This is a genomic window from Chloroflexota bacterium, assembly GCA_018825785.1.
Taxonomy (GTDB): Bacteria; Chloroflexota; Dehalococcoidia; order JACVQG01; family JAHKAY01; genus JAHKAY01.
The window spans coordinates 1-17,527 of sequence record JAHKAY010000054.1; the positions used below are offsets into that span (position 1 = coordinate 1).

At 63.1% G+C, this 17,527-nt stretch carries 21 protein-coding genes and 1 tRNA gene; 5 read left to right on the top strand and 17 right to left on the bottom strand.

Features of this window, described 5'->3' with window-relative positions; translation table 11 throughout:
- The 9 genes from KJ624_07595 to KJ624_07635 all read right to left on the bottom strand — a co-directional run.
- Nucleotides 1-325, bottom strand: a 325-nt coding sequence (locus tag KJ624_07595) for a carbohydrate kinase family protein (GenBank protein ID MBU2009680.1), incomplete at its 3' end; no start/stop codon positions are given.
- Nucleotides 322-1,278: a hypothetical protein gene (locus tag KJ624_07600; GenBank protein ID MBU2009681.1), complete on the bottom strand. Its 957-nt coding sequence runs from the start codon at nucleotides 1,276-1,278 to the stop codon at nucleotides 322-324. The genes KJ624_07600 and KJ624_07595, both read right to left, overlap by 4 nt.
- On the bottom strand, nucleotides 1,275-2,063 hold the full coding sequence (locus KJ624_07605; GenBank protein ID MBU2009682.1) for a phosphoglycerate transporter: 789 nt from the start codon (nucleotides 2,061-2,063) through the stop codon (nucleotides 1,275-1,277). The genes KJ624_07600 and KJ624_07605 overlap by 4 nt, the downstream gene beginning before the upstream one ends.
- Nucleotides 2,063-2,707, bottom strand: coding sequence for a PHP domain-containing protein (locus KJ624_07610; GenBank protein MBU2009683.1), 645 nt, complete (start codon nucleotides 2,705-2,707; stop codon nucleotides 2,063-2,065). Before KJ624_07610 ends, KJ624_07605 begins: the two co-directional genes overlap by 1 nt.
- A gap of 3 nt (nucleotides 2,708-2,710) precedes the next feature.
- Complete coding sequence (gene efp / locus KJ624_07615; protein MBU2009684.1) at nucleotides 2,711-3,271, bottom strand: elongation factor P; 561 nt, start codon at nucleotides 3,269-3,271, stop codon at nucleotides 2,711-2,713.
- Between the two features lie 108 nt (nucleotides 3,272-3,379).
- Nucleotides 3,380-3,787, bottom strand: a complete 408-nt coding sequence (locus tag KJ624_07620; protein MBU2009685.1) for a cobalamin B12-binding domain-containing protein — start codon at nucleotides 3,785-3,787, stop codon at nucleotides 3,380-3,382.
- A gap of 3 nt (nucleotides 3,788-3,790) precedes the next feature.
- Complete coding sequence (mce, locus tag KJ624_07625) at nucleotides 3,791-4,189, bottom strand: methylmalonyl-CoA epimerase (GenBank protein ID MBU2009686.1); 399 nt, start codon at nucleotides 4,187-4,189, stop codon at nucleotides 3,791-3,793.
- 8 nt (nucleotides 4,190-4,197) lie between these two features.
- Nucleotides 4,198-5,844, bottom strand: coding sequence for a methylmalonyl-CoA mutase family protein (locus KJ624_07630; protein MBU2009687.1), 1,647 nt, complete (start codon nucleotides 5,842-5,844; stop codon nucleotides 4,198-4,200).
- Nucleotides 5,845-6,453 carry a superoxide dismutase gene (locus KJ624_07635; protein ID MBU2009688.1) on the bottom strand — a complete coding sequence of 203 codons (609 nt, stop codon included), beginning with the start codon at nucleotides 6,451-6,453 and terminating at the stop codon, nucleotides 5,845-5,847.
- Nucleotides 6,454-6,680: 227 nt separating this feature from the next.
- On the opposite strand from KJ624_07635, the gene ruvB reads away from it, so the two are divergent.
- Genes ruvB through KJ624_07650 form a run of 3 tightly spaced genes read left to right on the top strand, consistent with a single transcriptional unit; the run spans nucleotide 6,681 to nucleotide 9,776 of the window.
- Nucleotides 6,681-7,736: a Holliday junction branch migration DNA helicase RuvB gene (ruvB, locus tag KJ624_07640; protein ID MBU2009689.1), complete on the top strand. Its 1,056-nt coding sequence runs from the start codon at nucleotides 6,681-6,683 to the stop codon at nucleotides 7,734-7,736.
- A 35-nt stretch (nucleotides 7,737-7,771) separates the two neighbouring features.
- Nucleotides 7,772-9,211 carry an SBBP repeat-containing protein gene (locus KJ624_07645; GenBank protein MBU2009690.1) on the top strand — a complete coding sequence of 480 codons (1,440 nt, stop codon included), beginning with the start codon at nucleotides 7,772-7,774 and terminating at the stop codon, nucleotides 9,209-9,211.
- Nucleotides 9,204-9,776 carry an epoxyqueuosine reductase QueH gene (locus KJ624_07650; GenBank protein ID MBU2009691.1) on the top strand — a complete coding sequence of 191 codons (573 nt, stop codon included), beginning with the start codon at nucleotides 9,204-9,206 and terminating at the stop codon, nucleotides 9,774-9,776. Before KJ624_07645 ends, KJ624_07650 begins: the two co-directional genes overlap by 8 nt.
- Nucleotides 9,777-9,832: 56 nt before the next feature.
- Here KJ624_07650 and KJ624_07655 read toward each other — a convergent pair whose 3' ends face one another.
- Both KJ624_07655 and KJ624_07660 read right to left on the bottom strand, forming a co-directional pair.
- Nucleotides 9,833-11,179: a hypothetical protein gene (locus KJ624_07655; GenBank protein MBU2009692.1), complete on the bottom strand. Its 1,347-nt coding sequence runs from the start codon at nucleotides 11,177-11,179 to the stop codon at nucleotides 9,833-9,835.
- Nucleotides 11,172-11,705, bottom strand: a complete 534-nt coding sequence (locus KJ624_07660) for an RNA polymerase sigma factor (protein MBU2009693.1) — start codon at nucleotides 11,703-11,705, stop codon at nucleotides 11,172-11,174. Before KJ624_07660 ends, KJ624_07655 begins: the two co-directional genes overlap by 8 nt.
- 88 nt (nucleotides 11,706-11,793) lie before the next feature.
- On the opposite strand from KJ624_07660, the gene rimI reads away from it, so the two are divergent.
- On the top strand, nucleotides 11,794-12,399 hold the full coding sequence (rimI, locus tag KJ624_07665; GenBank protein MBU2009694.1) for a ribosomal protein S18-alanine N-acetyltransferase: 606 nt from the start codon (nucleotides 11,794-11,796) through the stop codon (nucleotides 12,397-12,399).
- Here rimI and KJ624_07670 read toward each other — a convergent pair.
- The 4 genes from KJ624_07670 to KJ624_07685 all read right to left on the bottom strand — a co-directional run bounded on the left by KJ624_07670 (nucleotide 12,394) and on the right by KJ624_07685 (nucleotide 15,439).
- The gene (locus KJ624_07670) at nucleotides 12,394-13,389 is read right to left on the bottom strand and encodes a DUF128 domain-containing protein (GenBank protein MBU2009695.1); all 996 of its coding nucleotides are present in this window, start codon (nucleotides 13,387-13,389) and stop codon (nucleotides 12,394-12,396) included. The genes rimI and KJ624_07670 overlap by 6 nt on opposite strands.
- Before the next feature lie 49 nt (nucleotides 13,390-13,438).
- Nucleotides 13,439-13,672, bottom strand: coding sequence for a hypothetical protein (locus KJ624_07675; protein MBU2009696.1), 234 nt, complete (start codon nucleotides 13,670-13,672; stop codon nucleotides 13,439-13,441).
- Nucleotides 13,673-13,680: 8 nt separating this feature from the next.
- A complete protein-coding gene (locus tag KJ624_07680; GenBank protein ID MBU2009697.1) occupies nucleotides 13,681-15,246 on the bottom strand; it encodes an FMN-binding glutamate synthase family protein in 1,566 nt (521 codons plus the stop codon).
- Between the two features lie 119 nt (nucleotides 15,247-15,365).
- A tRNA-Glu gene (locus KJ624_07685) sits at nucleotides 15,366-15,439 on the bottom strand.
- Nucleotides 15,440-15,653: 214 nt separating this feature from the next.
- Between KJ624_07685 and KJ624_07690 the strand changes: the two genes are divergently transcribed.
- A complete protein-coding gene (locus KJ624_07690; protein MBU2009698.1) occupies nucleotides 15,654-16,043 on the top strand; it encodes a hypothetical protein in 390 nt (129 codons plus the stop codon).
- 174 nt (nucleotides 16,044-16,217) lie between these two features.
- Here KJ624_07690 and KJ624_07695 read toward each other — a convergent pair whose 3' ends face one another.
- Both KJ624_07695 and KJ624_07700 read right to left on the bottom strand, forming a co-directional pair.
- The gene (locus tag KJ624_07695; protein ID MBU2009699.1) at nucleotides 16,218-16,604 is read right to left on the bottom strand and encodes a prepilin-type N-terminal cleavage/methylation domain-containing protein; all 387 of its coding nucleotides are present in this window, start codon (nucleotides 16,602-16,604) and stop codon (nucleotides 16,218-16,220) included.
- A gap of 191 nt (nucleotides 16,605-16,795) precedes the next feature.
- Nucleotides 16,796-17,386, bottom strand: a complete 591-nt coding sequence (locus KJ624_07700; protein ID MBU2009700.1) for a MarC family protein — start codon at nucleotides 17,384-17,386, stop codon at nucleotides 16,796-16,798.
- Nucleotides 17,387-17,527 lie beyond the last annotated feature (141 nt).

Sequence of the window (17,527 nt, forward strand, 5' to 3'; positions counted from 1 at the left end):
CATAAAGGGAGCGGTGGCCCTTCTTGTCCACCAGGCCAAAGATGGTGCCGGTGGGGACGCCGGGCTTAACGGCTATGTGGCTGGTATCCACCCCCTGTCCCTCCAGGTCGGCGATGAGCCTTCGGCCCTCCTCGTCATCCCCCACCGCTCCGATGAAGCCAGTGGCCACCCCCAGGCGGGCCAGGGCGTAGATGGTGTTAGCCGCCGAGCCCCCCGGGGCCAGGAGCATCCCCTCGACGGGGGCCTCCCCCTCCCGGACAATCTTTTCCACCCGGAGGAGGCGGTCCAGGTTCATGGCCCCCAGGCCCACCACTTCAGGCTTCATCCCAGCTCCCCCGCTCTGGCCCGCAGCAGCCGGCGGTAGTGCTGGTGGAGCTCCAGGGGCCTTTCTTTCTTTCCCACCAGCCAGTGGAGGCCTCTTGCTCCTCCCGCTTCCACAAAGGCCCTCACCCCCTCCCTTCCTCCCTCCTCCCAGGCCAGGAGCACCCCCTCCAGAGGAAAGAGGCTCTCCCCGGCCAGGCCCAGGGTGGCATAGGGAAGGGCATACTGGTTGGCATTGAAGGCCACTGCCAGGCCCCCCGCCTCCCCCACCACCCGGAAGAGGGGGAAGTCGGTGATGCTGTCCCCCACCACCACCACCTCCCCAAAGGAGGTATCCCCTACGAGCTTTCTCAGGGCCTCCACCTTTCTTCTCCCTCCCACCGGCCTCACCTCCTCCAGGAGCACTTTCAGGGGGGAGGCAGCCAGCACCCTCCAGTAGAAATCGTCCAGGAGGGCTTTTATCTTCTCATCATCCCTCTCCGGGCGAAGGGATGACAGGGCCTTTTCAGCCCTCTCTACCGGCTCAAGGCTCTCCAGGGCAAAGGCCCGGCGGTACTGGTCCAGGGGGAGAGGGGTGGAGGCCACGTCCTTCGCGGGGATATCCAGACGGCGGGCGATGGCCCGGGCATAGGGCCGATAGGTGGTGGTAATACACAGGACCCGCCATCCCATCCCCATGAGCCGGCCTATCAGCTCCTGGGCACCCGGCGTGAGGCTGGCCTTTCTGGCCAGCCGGACAATCTGGGCCTCGGTGGTCCCGTGGCGAAGGAGAAAGGGAACAATAAGGCCCAGGGTGTCCCCCGGCTCATAGCCCGGCCTCTCCTCCAGAGTCAGCAGGTCGTCATAGCGGCTCACGGCCTCGAAGACCTCCCTGCCCCCGGGGAAGAGTCCCATCAGCTCGTAGGCATTGTCATTGGGGGAAAGGGGGCCTTCCAGGTCAAAGGCCACAATCTTCATCCCGGCTTCCCGGCCAGGGCCTTTTCTATCTCCGCCGTGAGATTATGGCCAGGGATAGCCCTGTCCTGCCGGTCCAGGACCCGCCCCCCCTCTATCTTCACCCTCCCCTCCCCCAGGGCCCGCAGGGTAGCCACGATGAGGGGGAACTCCCTTTTGAGCCCCTCCTCCCTGATGGCCTGGAAGAGGGGCAGGTCTTCTCCCCTGGCCCGGACCTCCTCCCAGGGGAGTTTCTCAACCTCCTTCCACAACGGGTCAAACCTCGCCCCCCGCAGGGAATAGGTGCAAAAGGTCAGCGGTGGCCCCTCGTCCAGCTCGGGGGTCACCAGGTGCATCATCACCCCCGAGGCCCGCGCCCTTGCCCGGATGAGCTGCCAGATGACCTCTTGCCAGGTCCCCTTGGGGCCTCCGGGGGCGGCGGGGTGGAGGTTTATCATGGGGTAGCGCTGGCACATCTCCTCCCCCAGGATGAGCATATAGCCCGCCAGGACCAGGAGGTCCGGTTTGAAACGCCTCAGCTTCCCCATCACCTTCCTATCGTATTCCAGCCTCCGGGAAGGACCGGAGATGCCAAAGCTGGAGGAGGAAAGGGTGAGGAGGGGTATCTTGTAGCCTTTCACCAGCCCAAAGAACAGGTCGCTCTCCCCAGCCTCCCCCGGCTCCCGGTTAGAGAAGACAAAGGCTATTTCCGCTTTGACCTCGCCCCGCCCTATGGCCTCCCACACCGTTTCTAAGAGGTCCCTGGCGGCCTGGTCCCTGCCCGTGGAGAGCCACCCCAGCCTGAGCATCAGCGCCCCAGGGCTTTGAGGAACTTCTGCCACGGGCCCAGGAAGTGCACCCAGAGGGAGGTGGTGCCCCCCCCAATCTTCGCCTTGGCCAGGGACTCCAGGAATCCCTGAGGGCCCTGGAAGGGCGGCATCTCCACATAGGCCCGGCCCACCTCCCCGAGGGTGTGGGCATCGCTCCCCGCCGTCATGAGGAGGCCATGGCTCTGGGCAAAGGCCTGGGCCTGGTCCCGGTGAAAAAGGGAGCGGGCATTGAAGGCCTCTATAAACTGGAGCTGGGGGAGGAGGTCCAGCAAGGTATCCCGCCGTAGGCATGAGCGGTAGAAGCGGTCAAAGGGGTGGGGGACCCCGGCCAGCCCCCCCTGCTCGCGGATGAGTTCCACGGTCTGGGCGGCGGTGAGGCCGGAGGGGACAGTCTTCTCCATGAAGAGGCCCAGGACTTCCCCTTCCCTGGTCATCACCTCCTCGCCCACAATGACCGAGAAGGGGGCCATCTCCCTCACCCTCAGGGCCCCCTCTATGGTCCCATGGTCAGTAACCGCCAGGCAGTCTATCCCCACCTCCCCACAGCGCCGCAGGAGCTCCCGGAGGGGGAGGCGGCAGTCAGGCGAGTAGCAGGTATGGAGGTGCAGGTCCGCCCGGAGCAAGGCCTAGCTCACCTTCTCCAGATACTCGCCGGTCCTGGTATCCACCTTGATGGTGTCCCCCGGGCTGATGTGGAGGGGGACCTGGATGGTAAGGCCGGTCTCCAGCCGGGCCGGCTTGCGGCCGCCCTGGGCAGTATCCCCTTTATAGGCAGGGCCTGTGTCCTCCACCTTCAGCTCCACCGCCGAGGGCAGCTCCACCCCTACGGGCGCCTCCTTGTAGAGGAGAAGCTCCAGGCCGTGGCCTTCCTTGAGGTAGGGCAGGGCCTCCTCCAGGTGAGCCTTGGGCAGAGGGGTCTGCTCAAAGGTCTCCTGGTCCATCAAGAAGTAGAGGTCCCCATCATGGTAGAGGTATTGCATGGGCCGGCGCTCCAGGCGGGCCAGGATGAACTTGGTCCCCGCCTGGACCACGCGCTCGATGGTGTGCCCCTCCCGAAGGTCCCGGAGCTTCATCCTCACCTGGGCGGAGCCCCGCCCCACCTTGATATGGTGGAAGTCCACCACCTGGTAGAGCTTCCCATCTATCTCAATAGTGCTCCCGCGGCGGATTTCTCCGGTGTCAATCATTTCTGGCAATTGAGATTATACACAGCCCCCCTCCCCCCTTCAACAGTAATGTTATTGCCCGCCTCAGGGGCCAGGATGATAGTGGAGGAGAGGAAGTAGAAACGGGGCTTACCCTTCCCGCCTTCTTTTCACCGCTTCCGTGATGAACTGGACAATCTGGGGGGTGGGGGTGCCGGGACCGAAGACCTCGGCTATGCCCAGGGCCTTGAGCCGGGGGATATCTTCCTCGGGGATGATGCCCCCCACTACCACTATCACATCATCTCTGCCCTTCTTCTTCAGCCCCTCCATTATCTGGGGGAGAAGCTCAAGGTGGGCACCGGAGAGGATGGAGAGCCCCACCACGTCCACGTCCTCCTGGGCGGCGGCCTGGACCACCATCTCCGGGGTCTGGTGTATGCCGGTGTAGATGACCTCCATCCCGGCGTCCCGGAGGGCCCGGGCCACCACCTTGGCCCCCCGGTCGTGCCCATCCAGGCCCGCCTTGGCTATCAGCACCCGGACCTTTTCCTTCACGGCCTACACCTTCTGGGCCAGCTCTATGAGCACGCCCCGGGTAGCCTCAGGATGAATGAAGGCCACCTTCCCCACCAGACCCGACCTCCCCTTCTTGTCTATAAGCCGGACCCCCTTTTTCTCAAGCTCCACCAGCTCCCGGTCCACATCGTCCACCTCAAGACAGATATGGTGCAGCCCCTCCCCCCGGCTCTCCAGGAACCGGCCCACCCCGCTGTTGGGGTCCAGCGGCTCAACAAGCTCAATCTCCGAGCCCCCCACGGGGAGGAGGGCCACCCTCACCCCCTGCTCCGGGAGAGCCTCTATCTTCTCCGGCCTGAGGCCGAAGAGGCCCTCATAGAGCTTCAGGGCCTCTTCCAGGTTTCTTACCACTACCGAAACATGGTGAATTTTCTTAATCATCCCTCTCCCTAAAGGACCAGGAGCTCCTGCTGGGTGCCGAAGACGGCCCTCAGGACAGCGCAGATTTCCCCCAGGGTGCAGTAGGCCTCCACCGCCTCCAGAATGGCGGGCATGGTGTTTTCCCCGCTCCGGGCCACATCCTCCAGGCGCTTCAAGGCGGCCTGGGCCTTTGCCTGGTCCCTCTTTGCCTTCACCTCCGCCAGCCGGGCGAGCTGGCGCTGCTGGTCCTGGGGGCTGACCCGCAGGGTGCCCATGATTTTGGGGAAGGGGGAAACGAACTTGTTCACCCCCACCACCACCCTCTCCCCCTTCTCCATTTCCTGCTGGTATCGGTAGGATGCCTCCTGGATTTCCCTTTGCTCAAAGCCCTGCTCAATAGCGGCCACCGCCCCGCCCAGGGAGTCTATCCGCTCTATGTATTTGCGGGCCTCCGCCTCTATCCTGTCGGTAAGGGACTCCACCAGATAGCTTCCCCCCAGGGGGTCGGCGGTGTCGGCCACCCCGCTTTCGTGGGCCAGGACCTGCTGGGTGCGGAGGGCGATGGTCACCGCCTCCTCGCTTGGAGTAGCATAGGCCTCGTCCCAGGAGTTGGTGTGGAGGGACTGGGTCCCCCCCAGGACCGCCGCCAGGGCCTGGATAGCGGTGCGGACAATGTTGTTATGGGGCTGCTGGGCCGTGAGGGTGGAGCCAGCCGTCTGGGTATGAAAGCGCAGCATCCACGAGCGGGGGCCTTTGGCCCCGAACCTCTCCTTCATTGTCCGGGCCCAGAGCCTCCGGGCGGCCCGGAACTTGGCCACCTCCTCAAAGAGATTATTGTGGGAGGCGAAGAAGAAAGAGAGACGGCCGGCGAAGCTGTCCACCTCCAGCCCCCGCTCCATGGCCGCCTGGACATAGGCAATGCCGTGGGCCAGGGTGAAGCCCAGTTCCTGGGTGGCCGTAGCGCCGGCCTCTCTCATGTGATAGCCGCTGATGCTGATGGGGTTCCAGCGGGGGAGATGCCGGGCGCTGTATTCCAGGATGTCCACCGTGAGCCTCATGGAGGGCCTGGGGGGGAAAATATAGTTGCCCCGGGCCACATACTCCTTGAGGATATCGTTCTGGATGGTGCCCTCCAGGACTTCGGGGCCTATCCCCTGTTTTCTGGCCAGGGCGATATACATGGCCAGTAAGATAGGGGCGGTGGCATTGATGGTCATAGATGTGGAGACCTGGTCCAGGGGGATGTCGTGGAAGAGGGCCTCCATATCGGCCAGGGAGGAGATGGGGACCCCCACCTTCCCCGCCTCACCCCGGGCCAGGGGGTGGTCGGAGTCATAGCCCATCTGGGTGGGCAGGTCAAAGGCGATGGACAACCCCGTCTGGCCCTGGGACAGGAGGTATTTATAGCGCTTGTTGGACTCCTCGGCGGAGGCAAAGCCGGCATACTGCCGCATGGTCCAGAGGCGCCCCCTGTACATGGTGGGCTGGATGCCCCGGGTGAAGGGGTACTCTCCCGGGAAGCCGATGGAGTAATAGTCGGGCCTGACATCCTCCGGGGTATAGAGGGGGTGGACCTCCAGGCCCGAGGGAGTGGTGAACCGGGCCTGTCTTGCCGGGAAGCGCTTAAGGAAGGGCTTGAGGCTGGCCTCCTCCCACTCAGCCCGGCTCTGGCTCATCTAGGCCTTCTTCCGGCGATGCTCCACAAGGTTGAGGTCCTTGACCCTCTGGTTGACCACATCCCAGTTGATGCTCTTCATGAAGGCCTCGATATAGGCCTTCCTCCCCGTGCCGTAGTCTATGAAGTAGGCGTGCTCATAGACATCCAGGATAAGCAGGGGGGAACAGGCCCAGACGCCGTCGGAGTGGATATCAGAGAGGTAGTTGCGGAGCTTCTTGTCGGCCCAGTCAAAGGCCAGGACCACCCAGCCCCTGGCGGCGATGCCCAGGGCCCGGAACTCCTCCTCCCACTTCTCGCAGGAGCCGAGGTCCTCCCTAATCAGGTCCAGGACGATCCCCTTTGGGACACCGTCCCCGCCCAGGTTCCCAAAGTAGCCCTCATGGAGCCTAATGGCCTGGGTGGCAAAGACCTCCTCCCTCTTCAGCTCCCGGATAAGGCTGTAGGTAGCATTGGCCTCCGCCGGGGGGGCGGTGGTGAGCTTGGATTCGATCTCATTGAGCTTGTTGACATACCCCCTGTAGAGGACATCGTGGTGCTGTTCAATCTGCTTTTTGGAGATACCGGTGAGTTCTTTGGCGGGCTTGAGCTCCTTAGCTATCCAGGGCATGGGCCACCTCCCTAAGTCTTTGCCCCTATCTTAAAGCCCCATCCAGAGAGCGTCAAGGGAAGGGGCAACCATCCCCCCTGTCCCCCCTTCCTTACTAAGGGAGGGGGGAACTCACTCGTTTCTGGGGGACACCCCCAGGCCCCCGCCAAAGGGGCCAAGCCCCTTTGGAATCCCCCCTTTTCGCTCCGGCCAGCGCCCCAATAGACCGCCGTGATATAATCGTTCCTATGGAGCGGCTGGTATCGGCCAAGCCCACCACCGAGGACCAGGCCTTTGAGGCTTCCCTCCGCCCCCGCCGGCTTGCCGAGTTCATCGGGCAGGAGAAGGTCAAGGAGAACCTGAAAATCGCCGTTGAGGCGGCCCAGAAGCGGAAGGAGCCCCTGGACCATATCCTCCTCTTCGGCCCCCCCGGCCTGGGCAAGACCACCCTGGCCTATATCATCGCCGCCGAGATGGCGGTGAGCATCCGTCCATCCTCCGGCCCCGCCATAGAGAGGGCCGGCGATCTGGCCGCCATCCTCACCGGCCTCAAGAGGGATGATATCCTCTTCATTGACGAGGTCCACCGCCTGGGCAGGATGGTGGAGGAGGTGCTCTATCCCGCCCTGGAGGACTTTGCCCTGGACCTGGTGGTGGGCAAGGGGCCGGGGGCTCGCAGCCTCCGCCTCACCCTTCCCCCCTTCACCCTCATTGGGGCCACCACCCGCTTTGCCCTCCTCAGCTCCCCCCTACGGGAGCGCTTCGGTGCCGTTTACCGCCTGGACTTCTACGATGAGCCGGCCATAGCCTCCATCATCCGCCGCTCTGCCCGGGTGCTGAAGGTGGAGATAGAGGAAGGCGGAGTGGAGGAGCTGGCAAAAAGGGCACGGGGCACCCCCCGGGTGGCCAACCGCCTCTTGAAGAGGGTGCGGGACTATGCCCAGGTGAGGGCCAAGGGGGTCATCACCCGGAAGGTGGCCCAGGAGGCCCTGGCCCGGCTGGAGGTGGACCATACCGGCCTGGACGAGGTTGACCGGAAGGTGCTGTTGACCATTATTGAGAAGTTTGAGGGGGGACCGGTGGGGCTGGAGACTATCGCCGCCGCCATCTCCGAGGAGCCGGATACCATTATGGATGTCTACGAGCCCTACCTGCTTCAACTGGGCTTCCTGGAGAGGACCCCCCGGGGACGGCTGGCCACCCGCCTGGCCTACCAGCATTTGTGCCTGCCCTACAAAAAGGAAGCCCAGCCGGGCCTTTTCTCAACCACGGAGGGAGGCTCCGATGGAGCTTCAAAGCCATAGCTTGATTCCCCTCAGCGAGGACAGGAGGTTTAGAAATGATGGGTAGTGCGGGCAATTCTCTGGCCAGGGTGGCCGGGGTGCTCCTCTTCCTCGCCCTGGCAGGATGCGGCTCTCGCACTCCTGTCACCCCCACCCCGACACCCGTGGCCAGTTTCACACCAACACGCACTCCAACATCCACGCCCACTCCAACATCCCCGCCTACTCCAGCAGCCACGCCCACCCCAACATCCACGCCCACGGCTGCACCTGTTCCCTTTGCAGCCTGGACCCGCAATGTCGGCTCCCCCGAATGGGATAGAGGTAATGCGGCAGCGGTGGGCGGGTCAGGAAACATCATCGTGGCAGGTGCTACACAGGGTGCCCTGCCCGGCCAGACCTCGGCTGGCTCCTGGGATATGTTTGCGCAGGAATTCACCCCGGCGGGCGTCGACCTGCGGGCCTACCAGTCTGGCTCCTCCGGTTCGGACGGGGCTTTGGCGATGGCGGTGGACGGGTCAGAAAATGTCATCCTGGTGGGCCACACAGATGGCAGCCTGCCCGGGCAGACCAATATCGGCTTGGACGACGCCTTTGTGCGGAAGCTCAGCCCCTCGGGAGCCGAACTGTGGACCCGCCAGTTTGGCTCATCCGAGCCGGACTGGGCTTTCGGGGTGACGACGGATGGGTCAGGAAATATCATCGTGGCAGGCGGTGCAGATGCCACCCTGCCCGGCCAGACCTCGGCTGGTCTTGAGGATGCCTTCCTGCGGAAGTTCAGCCCGGCCGGAGCCGAGCTGTGGACACGGCAGTTCGGCTCCACCGCCACAGATAGGGCTAATGTGGTGGCGGTAGATGGGTCAGGAAACATCATCGTGGCAGGCTACACGTATGGCACCCTGCCCGGCCAGACCTCGGCTGGTCTTGAGGATGCCTTTGTGCGGAAGTTCAGCCCGGAGGGCGCCGAGCTGTGGACCCACCAGTTTGGCTCCACCGATTCAGATAGGGCTTTTGGGGTGGCGGCGGATGGGTCAGGGAACATCTTCGTGGCAGGCTACACGTGGGGCACCTTGCCCGGCCAGACTCATGCTGGCTCCTGGGATGCCTTTGTGCGGAAGCTCAGCCCGGCCGGAGCCGAGCTGTGGACCCACCAGTTCGGAACCTCACTTGCAGATGAGGCTTTCGGGATAGCCGTGGACAAGACAGGAAACGCCTTCGTGGCGGGCATCACAGAGGGTACCCTGCCCGGCCAGACCTCGGCTGGCGCCCACGATGCCTTTGTGCGGAAGCTCAGCCCCTCGGGAGCCGAGCTGTGGACCCGCCAGTTCGGAACCTCCCAGTCAGACCCGGTTACTTCGGTGGCGGTGGATGGGTCAGGAAATATCATCGTGGTAGGCCATACCTATGGCGCCTTCCCCGGCCAGACCAACGCTGGCTCCTGGGATGCCTTCGTCGTCCGCCTGAACGAACCCCTCGCTCCCAGGCCGGGTGGCTAACCTCCTCCTCCATACCTGCTGCGGCCCCTGCGCCACCTATACGCTGGAGCACTGGAGGAAGGAAGGCCTGGAGCTCTCGGCTTTCTGGTTCAACCCCAATATCCACCCTTACCTGGAGCACCAGCGGCGCTTTCAGGCCCTGGAACAGTTCCTGAAGGGAGCTGGGGTCCCCCTTTTTCAGGACCCCGGGTATGAGATGGTGAAGTTTATCCGCCGGCTGGTGGGGAAGGAGGGCCAGCGCTGCGGACAGTGCTTCCACCTCCGCCTGGGCCGGGTGGCGGAGACAGCCAAAGAGCAGGGCCTGGATGCCTTTAGCACCACCCTACTCATCTCCCCGTACCAGGACCACGAGCTCCTGAAGGCGGCGGGGGAGGAGGTGGCCAGGGAGAAGGGGATAAGATTCTTATATGCCGACCTCCGCCCCCATTTTTCCGAAAGCCGCCGCCTGAGCAAAGAGCTGGGCCTCTACCGCCAGAACTACTGTGGCTGTATCTACAGCGAATACGAGCGCTTTTCCGGAATAAGGCTCACCCAGATAACGGACTCCCTCAAGGAGGAAGGCTAAGGGGTTCGGCTGATTGAGGGAGGCACTCTTATCCTCGCCAGCGGGGAGAGGGCCCGCTAGTCTTTATCTTTCTCGTCGCGCTTGTCCTGTAGCCTTTTCAGAGCCTTCTGGTAGTTATCGCGGTTTTTCTCCAGGGCCTGGCGGAGGGACTCACGCGCCTCGGGTGGGACCTTGTCCAGGTGCTCTTCCAGTAGCTCGTCCTGAAGGCGGGCCCCATCTTCCAGCCGGGCCTCCAGCTCCGGCTTCACGGGTTTTGCAGCCTTCTCCGGCTCCGGCTTCGCGGTCTTCGCCCCCTCGGGTGTGCGCGTCGCCCGCGGCGTGGCGGTCACTTCGGGAGTGCGCGCCGCCCGCGGCGTGGCCGTTACCTCAGGGGTGACCGTCCTATCGGGCCCTGCCTTCTCCGGCTCCCCCCTTTCGGGCTTTTCGTCCTCCCCCCGGCCTTCAGCCTGGGGCGGTGGGCCGGGCACTTGCTCAGGGGCCCGCGCCACCTCAGGGGTGGGGGTCGGCTCAGGGGTACGTGTAACCGCAGCACTGGGCGCCGCCACTGGAGTGGGAGCCGGCTCGGGGGTCGGCACCACGGGGCTAACCTCTGGGGTCAGCACTGGCTGGGGGGTGGCCGCCACCGCAAAAGCAGGCGTCGCCTGGGGAGTGACGCTGACCCCGAAGCTGGGAGTGACCTCGGGGGTGGCCGCCACCCCAGGAGTTGGCGTCGGCTCCAAGGCCAACGCTGCCTGGGGAGTGGGGGATGGCGTGGCAGGGGCAGCGGCTAACCCGGCTGCCCCGTCAGCGACCTGTTCGGTTGACGGCTCGGGGGATGGCAGGCCAGCTGGCGAGGTCGGTGCGACTTGCACGTCGGGACCTGCCACTTTCTCCAGGTGACGCTCCAGCCGTTCGGCCAGCTTCTCCAGGTCCTGGGGACGGTTAAGCTGGGCCACGGCCACCATCTCCCTCGCCCGCTTCTCGGCCAGGGCAAGTTCCAGCCTGGCCTTGCCCGCTTCCGTAGGGGTGATGGCCAGCTGGGCCTGCTCCGCCGCTAGCTTTACCTGGTAAAGTGGCTGGTGGGGAAGGCTGTTGGCCGAGGCCAGCACCGTCCCCCCCGCCAGCATAAAGACCAGAAACAAGGAGGTTGCTGCCACGGCCCAGGGGCGTAGCCAGGCCAATTGGGAAGCTCGGGGCCGGCTCCTGCCATTCATGGCTGGCTGGAGGTGGGTCCAGACGCGGGCCCGGGCCCCCGGCGGTGGGGCTATCCCGGCCAGGGCCTTCCGGGTGACAAGAGACGCCTTGAGGAGGGGCTCCAGCTCCCGCCGGGCATCAGGATAGCGGGACAGGACGGCCTCCAGGGCCTCCCCCCGGGCCAGCCTCTCCAGGCAGTCGTTCAGGGCGTCTACAATCTTCTCATCCATAGCCAAGCCTCTGGCGCAGGGCCTCAATAGCAGCGTGCTGGAGGGCCTTTATTGCCCCCGGGCTCTTCCCCAGCACCTGGGCCACTTCCTGAATGGAAAGCTCGGCGGCAAAGCGCAGTTTTATAACCTCCTGCTGGGCCGGAGTGAGGCGGGGAAGGTGGCCCAAGACCTCCTCCAGCCTTGCCTTCTCCTCCACCAGCGCCTCCGGGTCCTTTTCCTCTGGCGGGGGAGGGGGATTGGAGAGGAACTTCTGCTCCGAGCCCTTCCGCCTCTGGCTGTCAATGGCCTGGTTCCGGGCAATGCGGAAGAGCCAGGGAGCAAACCCCACCCCCCGCCACCGGAAGCTATCCAGGGACTGGTAGGCCTTGAGGAACACCTGCTCCGTCATATCCTCCGCCTCCATGGCCCCTTCCGACCGCGCTGCCAGAAAGCGATAGATCCTGTCAAAATTCTCCTCATAGAGCCTGCCCCAGGCCTCCCGGTCCCCGTTCTTGGCCCTACTGACCAGGCCCTCTTCATCCTGCAATGGCGCCTCCCACGCCAATTATAATAACGGATGAGGACAAAAGAGGATAGTCGTGGCAAAATAGTCGTGCTAAAATAGAGGTCATCGGATGTCTATTTCGGTGCGCGCAATGACTCTGGCCGATGTGGACCAGGTTATGGAGATAGAAAGGGAGGCCTTCCCCACCCAGTGGCCCCCCACCTCCTTCCGACGGGAACTGCAGAACCGCCTGGCCCATTACTTCGTCGCCAGGGACGATAAGGTCAAGGTGGGCATACCATCCAGCCCTCAAGCAAGAAGGGGCTGGTTCTGGCGCCTTCTCCGCAGCCAGCCCCCGCGGGGGGAGGCCCCCCTGGTGGTGGCGGTGGGGGGGATATGGATGCTCTATGATGAGGCCCACGTCACTACCGTGGCTGTAAGGGAAGCCTATCGCCGCCAGGGCATCGCCGAGCTACTCCTCATCAAGGCTATTGAGAGGGCCCAGGAGCTGGGGGCCGGGATGATGACCCTGGAGGTCAGGGTCTCCAACCTGGCCGCCCAGGCCCTGTATGAGAAATGCGGCTTCCGCCGGCTGGGGGTGCGGCGGGGATACTATTCCGATAACCACGAGGATGGCATCATCATGACCACCGACCCCTTTACCTCAGCCCCCTTCCAGGCCCTCTTCCAGCGCTTGAAGGAGGACCATACCCGCCGCTGGGGAGTTCGGCTATAGCTCCCGGAAGTTGACCAGGTCCTGGTAGTCTATTACCCCGCTCATAGCGAAACTGTGGACTTCAATCCCCGATTCCACCGCCGCAGCCACCGGGTTAAGGCCGCCCAGGAGGACCACCCCCACCTTGTTCAGGCTCACCGGTATCTGACAGCAGGGCTCGCTTACCTCCCCCGTGACCAGGAGGCCCCCCAGTCCAGCCTTCCTCAATCCCACCACCACCTCCTCCGCCAGGGGACGGCAGAGGGCGGGGACCTCCCTGAAGTTGGCCAAGAGCTTCCCTTCCCCCTTCCTGGCTACCTCCAGGACACTGGTCATCCGGCTGGTGATGAATATCTCCGAGGGGTCCAGGGAAGACCCCGAGTATTCAACCAGCTCAACAAAGCGGTAGGGCTTCCTGTCCCTTATCTGGAGAAGGCCGCCGAAACGGGAGTCCATGGGAATGCCAACCTTGAGCAGGCAGCCATTGACGACGATGCTACATACCGAGGCGAAGCCGACCTGGCCCTGGGGGACGAGGACATCCCCTAACCTCTCCCCCCCACGGGCTACAGCTACCAGGGGGCTCACGCAAAGACCCGCCTCAAAGGCCTCCTTCATCGCCGGGAGGGCCTTCTTGAAGTCGCTCCGGAGAAAAAAGGAGATATTCATGGGCACCAGACCGGTGCGGCTCTTGCAGTCAAAGGTGGTGCGGAAGGCCAGGGACTCGATCTTGGAGATGACGAAGCCCACCTTATCCCCTACCAGGGCATTCTGGAGCTCCTCCTCCCCCAGTAGGGTGAGGACCCGGCCATCCCGGCCTACAAGCTGGGTGAGGCCCCTCTCATCCATAATCTTCAGGTGGTAGCGCACCGCCCGCTCCCCCAGCTCCACGCCGTGACCCTTGAGCCGGCGGGCAATAACCCTGGCCCCCACCAACTCCGGTGAGTCCCGCAGCACCCTGAGGATGGAGATAATTTTCCTCTCTACCTCCACCCTATCCTGCCCTATCATCGCCCCTCCCACCAGCATAGCCCTGGCCGGGGGAAGTTTCCAGGGGAAATCAGAGGGATTCGGCCACAGGCTCTTTGGAGTCCCTCATCATCCACTGAACGCTCTTGTGCTCCAGGGGCTTCTCCAGGCTCCAGGTTATGCAGCTCTTTCGGCACAGGCCGCAGCCAATACACAGGGCGGGGATGACCTCCACCTTCTGGTCGCTGATGCGAATGGCATTGGTGGGGCATACAGGTTCACAATAGGGGACCGGACAATAGCGGGGGCAAAGGACCTTTGTCATAGTGCCTCCTATCCTCCCAGAATCCTGCCTACCTCATCCCTGTCGGCATCCATAACATAGGGGATACCGGAGACTTCAGCAGCCTCCCGGGTGAGGGCCATAAGGTCACTGCGCTCCAGATGGGGCAGGGCAAACTTTCGGGCCCCGGCCATGAGCTGCTGGAGGCCAGTGGCCAACCGGTCATAGTAGGTGTAAATGCCCATGGCGGCCGGTGGTATGCGGACGAAGTCCTTGCCGTATTTCTCCTTGAGCTGGGCCGCCCCGGCAAAGACCCTGAGCAGGCCCGCCTGGCGCTCCTCAGGGTTGTCCCCATTCTTCCCGGCGACAAAGCGGCCATGCGTGCCCCCCACCATCCCCGCCAGCATCGTGGCCCGGCCAAGGCACACCCCCTTCACGTAGGGGGCGCCCATCGCGATCGCTTTGAAGACGTGGTCTTCCAGGCAGAGCCCCCCGGCGATGGCACAGTCGGGGACAAAGGCCCCCTTCTTAGCCAGCCTGCCCAGGTAGTCGTAGAGCAGGGATTCCAGGTACACCGTGGGCACGCCCCACTCGTTCATCATCCGCCACGGGCTCATGCCGGTGCCTCCCCCCGAGCCGTCAACCGTCAGCAGGTCAATCCTGGCCTCGGAGGCGCACTTCACCGCCAGGGCCAGGTCCCGGGGACGGTAGGCCCCCGTCTTGAGGAAAACGTACTTCGCGCCCGCGTTCCTCAGGTGCTCCACGGATTTCACAAAGCCCCCCGCATCCACCATCCCCAGCCGGGAATGCCTCTCGAACTCCCGGAAGCCTCCAGTCTTGAAGGCCTCCTGGACCGAGTGGTCTTCCGGGTCGGGGAGGACAATATAGCCCCGCTTCTTGAGCTGGAGGGCTCTCTCCAGGCTGGGGAGCTTCACCTCACCGCCAATATCTTTGGCGCCCTGCCCCCACTTGATCTCTATGACCTCCACCCCCAGCTTCTCGGCGACATACTCCGGCACCCCGAGCCGCCCGTCCTCCACGTTGAACTGCGCCACCACGGCGCCGTAGCCGTCGTACCAGTCCTTGAAGGTCTTTATACGCCTCTCCATCTCCGGGGAGCGGACTATGCGGCCGCTCTTAATCTCGGCCTGAGGGTCCATCGCGCAGACGTTCTCTCCTATCACCACCATGGTGCCGGCGATGGCGGCCCCCACAGCGCAGCCCTCCCAGTTCACCCGGGCTATCTCGGTGGAGCCCATGGCCCCGGAGAAGAAGGGCACCCGCAGCTTGAGTTTGTCCTTTCCCCCGACCTTCGTGGAGACGTCCACGTTGGGGAAGAGGGCCTTGTCGGAGTCCGCAGCCGCCCCCACTGCCCCCACGCAGCTCCCCTGGATGTTGAAGTGGGAGAAGTCGACGGGGAATTCCTTCTCCGACCCGGCGATGACCTTGCCGAAGGGCTGGGGGTACATCACCGCCCTGCCCTTGACCGCCGACCGGCCCACCTCACAGTAGCCCGGACAGCCATCAATACAGGTGACACATATGCCCGAGGGAGAGGGCGCCACCCGGTTCGTGGTGAGGGTGGCAACGCTGGCATTGGCCCGGTTCAGAGTCACAAAGACCTCCTTCTTTTCAGTCCTGTTGTTTCAAACGTGTTACCCAAACGGCAACCATTTGCCGACTCTACCACTTCTTGGCAACCGTGTCAATACTGGCAGGCGGGAGAGAAAATGAATGCCCCCAAGGGGATTCGAACCCCTGATTACCGGCTTGAAAGGCCGGTGTCCTAGGCCACTAGACGATGGGGGCCACAGAGAGTATATCAGCCCCCACTGGCAAGGGGCAAGAAAACAGTGAGAAGTGTTTGGCCCACGATGGGCCTCCCACGCCCTTGTTAAAAACTATGCCAAGTTCTGGTATAATGCATGCCCGGCTGGCCAGGACTTCCGTCTATTGATTTAGGTGAGCCATCCCTGTAGAATAGCCCAGATGAGAAGGGCAAGATGACAGACCGAGGAGGTGTATGTTCTTAGAAGCTGCCAGGAACTTCCTTAGAGCACTGGGCTCCAGGAGGAAGAGAAGTCTCATTAGTCTCCCGGTATTCTGCGCTGGCATCGTCCTTGGATATCATGCCTTTCTAGCATGGTTGCTTTCCGGATTCATCATAGCTAAATACTTCGGTGGCAAAGCGACCGGTAAACGAGGCAGGATTCCCTCCATCGCTTTTCCTCTAAGGAAGCGCAAGGCCCACCTGCACCATTGGCTTATTTCTTCAGCGACGATGGGTCTCACGCTCTTGACAGGCACGTGGTTCTTGCCCGGGGACCTATTCTATGGATTTGGGGTTGGTATAGCATTCCAAGGTATTTATTGTTATCAAGACTGGCACAAGATCTTGTTCCTCAACCAGTAACCCGGCGCGCTGTGCCAGAGCCAGCCCGGCATGGCCAGTTGAGGTCCACCAGCGGGCTGAAACAGTCTTATCCCGAAGGCAGCATGGTCCTGCAAGTACGCCCCTCAGTGCATTCAGCGGAAGAAGCACGGGCCGAATACGGGAAGCCGGAAAGGCGGGCCGCCAGGCCCCCTACTAGGGGACTCTGGAGATGCGTCCGGCGCTGTCCCACTGATAGGGGCCGTACTTAGCGTAGCGCACCCTCAAGAAGGCGCCCGCCAAATCCCCATAGAGGTAGGCCGTCCCCACCGCATCTTCGTCAATATCACCCCCGCCGGCTGATGAGAAGTCAGAAACACCTCCCACCGGAGAAGGTTCTACGGTGGTAAAGCCGAAATAGGTGATAGCGGTATCCATGGAGGACTGGAGGGTATTCAGCTCCCAGTCGGCCCCCTCGTCCTCACCCGTGCCCACGAACCGGGCCACATTGGGCACCACTATGGCGGCCAGGGCTGCCATAATCCCCACGACCACCAGAAGCTCAATGAGGGTGAAGCCCCTATTCATATTAGGTCTTTTCATTTCCAGCCCCCTCTTGCAAGGACTCTCCCTTTACTGAGAATTTACTGCGTTCCTGGGCCTGGTTCAATGCCTCTTTAGTACTACCTCCTCTGAGTAATAAAGTACATCCTCTTCCCGGTAAGGAATGAGGAGCCATGTCCCAAAGCTCCTGGGTGTCAGACTTTCAGGGGGTATTTCTCGGGGCTTGAGCTTTACCCCAGCACCAGCTCAATCCCGCGGAAGATCATCCGCACCCCGATGGCGGCCAAGAGGAGGCTGGCCACCTTGGATACCGCCCTCAACCCCCCCCGGCCCAGAAAGCTGGCAATCGCGCTGGCCTGAAGGAAGATAAGCCAGGCCGCCGCCATGTTCAGGGCAAAGGCCAGGAGCACTAGGGGCAGGGAGTACTGGTCGCTCAAGAGGAAAAGGGTGGTGAGGGTAGCGGGTCCCACGGTGAGGGGCGTGCCAATAGGCACCACCGCCACCATCTCTTCCTTTGAGGGCTCGTCCACCATCTTGCCCATCACCAGGTCCCGGACGGAGAAGGCCAGGAGCAAAAGCCCCCCGGCCACCGCAAAATGGCCCACCGAGATTGCCAGGAGTCTGAGGATGGCCCGGCCCAGGAGGAGAAAAACCAGCCCCACAGCCGATGCGGTAAAGATGGCCACATTCACCAGGCGGAGGCGTTCCCTCCGCCCCATCCCCTCGGAGAGCCTGATGACCGCCGGCAAGGTGCCCACGGCATCAATGGCCACAAATAGGGGGACAAAGCTCACGAGCAGGGAATCCCAGAACGCTGCCACAGCTTGCCTATCCTAAGCTCGGTGCCCCTGCCTGTCAATAAGAGGCTTGCTGGCGCAATACCCAGTTTTGACTTCGCCCCGTATTCTTTCCGGGGAGAGTCTGGCCCCTGCGACCCACGCCAGATATGGAAGCCTTCCCTG

Bases quoted from the DNA above. Each gene is read 5' to 3' on its own strand.
- KJ624_07635 (MBU2009688.1), bottom strand. From the start codon at position 6,453: ATGCCCTGGATAGCTAAGGAGCTCAAGCCCGCCAAAGAACTCACCGGT.
- KJ624_07695 (MBU2009699.1), bottom strand. From the start codon at position 16,604: ATGAAAAGACCTAATATGAATAGGGGCTTCACCCTCATTGAGCTTCTG.
- mce (MBU2009686.1), bottom strand. From the start codon at position 4,189: ATGATTAAGAAAATTCACCATGTTTCGGTAGTGGTAAGAAACCTGGAA.
- rimI (MBU2009694.1), top strand. From the start codon at position 11,794: ATGTCTATTTCGGTGCGCGCAATGACTCTGGCCGATGTGGACCAGGTT.
- efp (MBU2009684.1), bottom strand. From the start codon at position 3,271: ATGATTGACACCGGAGAAATCCGCCGCGGGAGCACTATTGAGATAGAT.
- KJ624_07645 (MBU2009690.1), top strand. From the start codon at position 7,772: ATGATGGGTAGTGCGGGCAATTCTCTGGCCAGGGTGGCCGGGGTGCTC.
- KJ624_07655 (MBU2009692.1), bottom strand. From the start codon at position 11,179: ATGGATGAGAAGATTGTAGACGCCCTGAACGACTGCCTGGAGAGGCTG.
- KJ624_07675 (MBU2009696.1), bottom strand. From the start codon at position 13,672: ATGACAAAGGTCCTTTGCCCCCGCTATTGTCCGGTCCCCTATTGTGAA.
- KJ624_07670 (MBU2009695.1), bottom strand. From the start codon at position 13,389: ATGATAGGGCAGGATAGGGTGGAGGTAGAGAGGAAAATTATCTCCATC.
- KJ624_07600 (MBU2009681.1), bottom strand. From the start codon at position 1,278: ATGAAGATTGTGGCCTTTGACCTGGAAGGCCCCCTTTCCCCCAATGAC.
- KJ624_07690 (MBU2009698.1), top strand. From the start codon at position 15,654: ATGTTCTTAGAAGCTGCCAGGAACTTCCTTAGAGCACTGGGCTCCAGG.
- KJ624_07605 (MBU2009682.1), bottom strand. From the start codon at position 2,063: ATGCTCAGGCTGGGGTGGCTCTCCACGGGCAGGGACCAGGCCGCCAGG.
- ruvB (MBU2009689.1), top strand. From the start codon at position 6,681: ATGGAGCGGCTGGTATCGGCCAAGCCCACCACCGAGGACCAGGCCTTT.
- KJ624_07630 (MBU2009687.1), bottom strand. From the start codon at position 5,844: ATGAGCCAGAGCCGGGCTGAGTGGGAGGAGGCCAGCCTCAAGCCCTTC.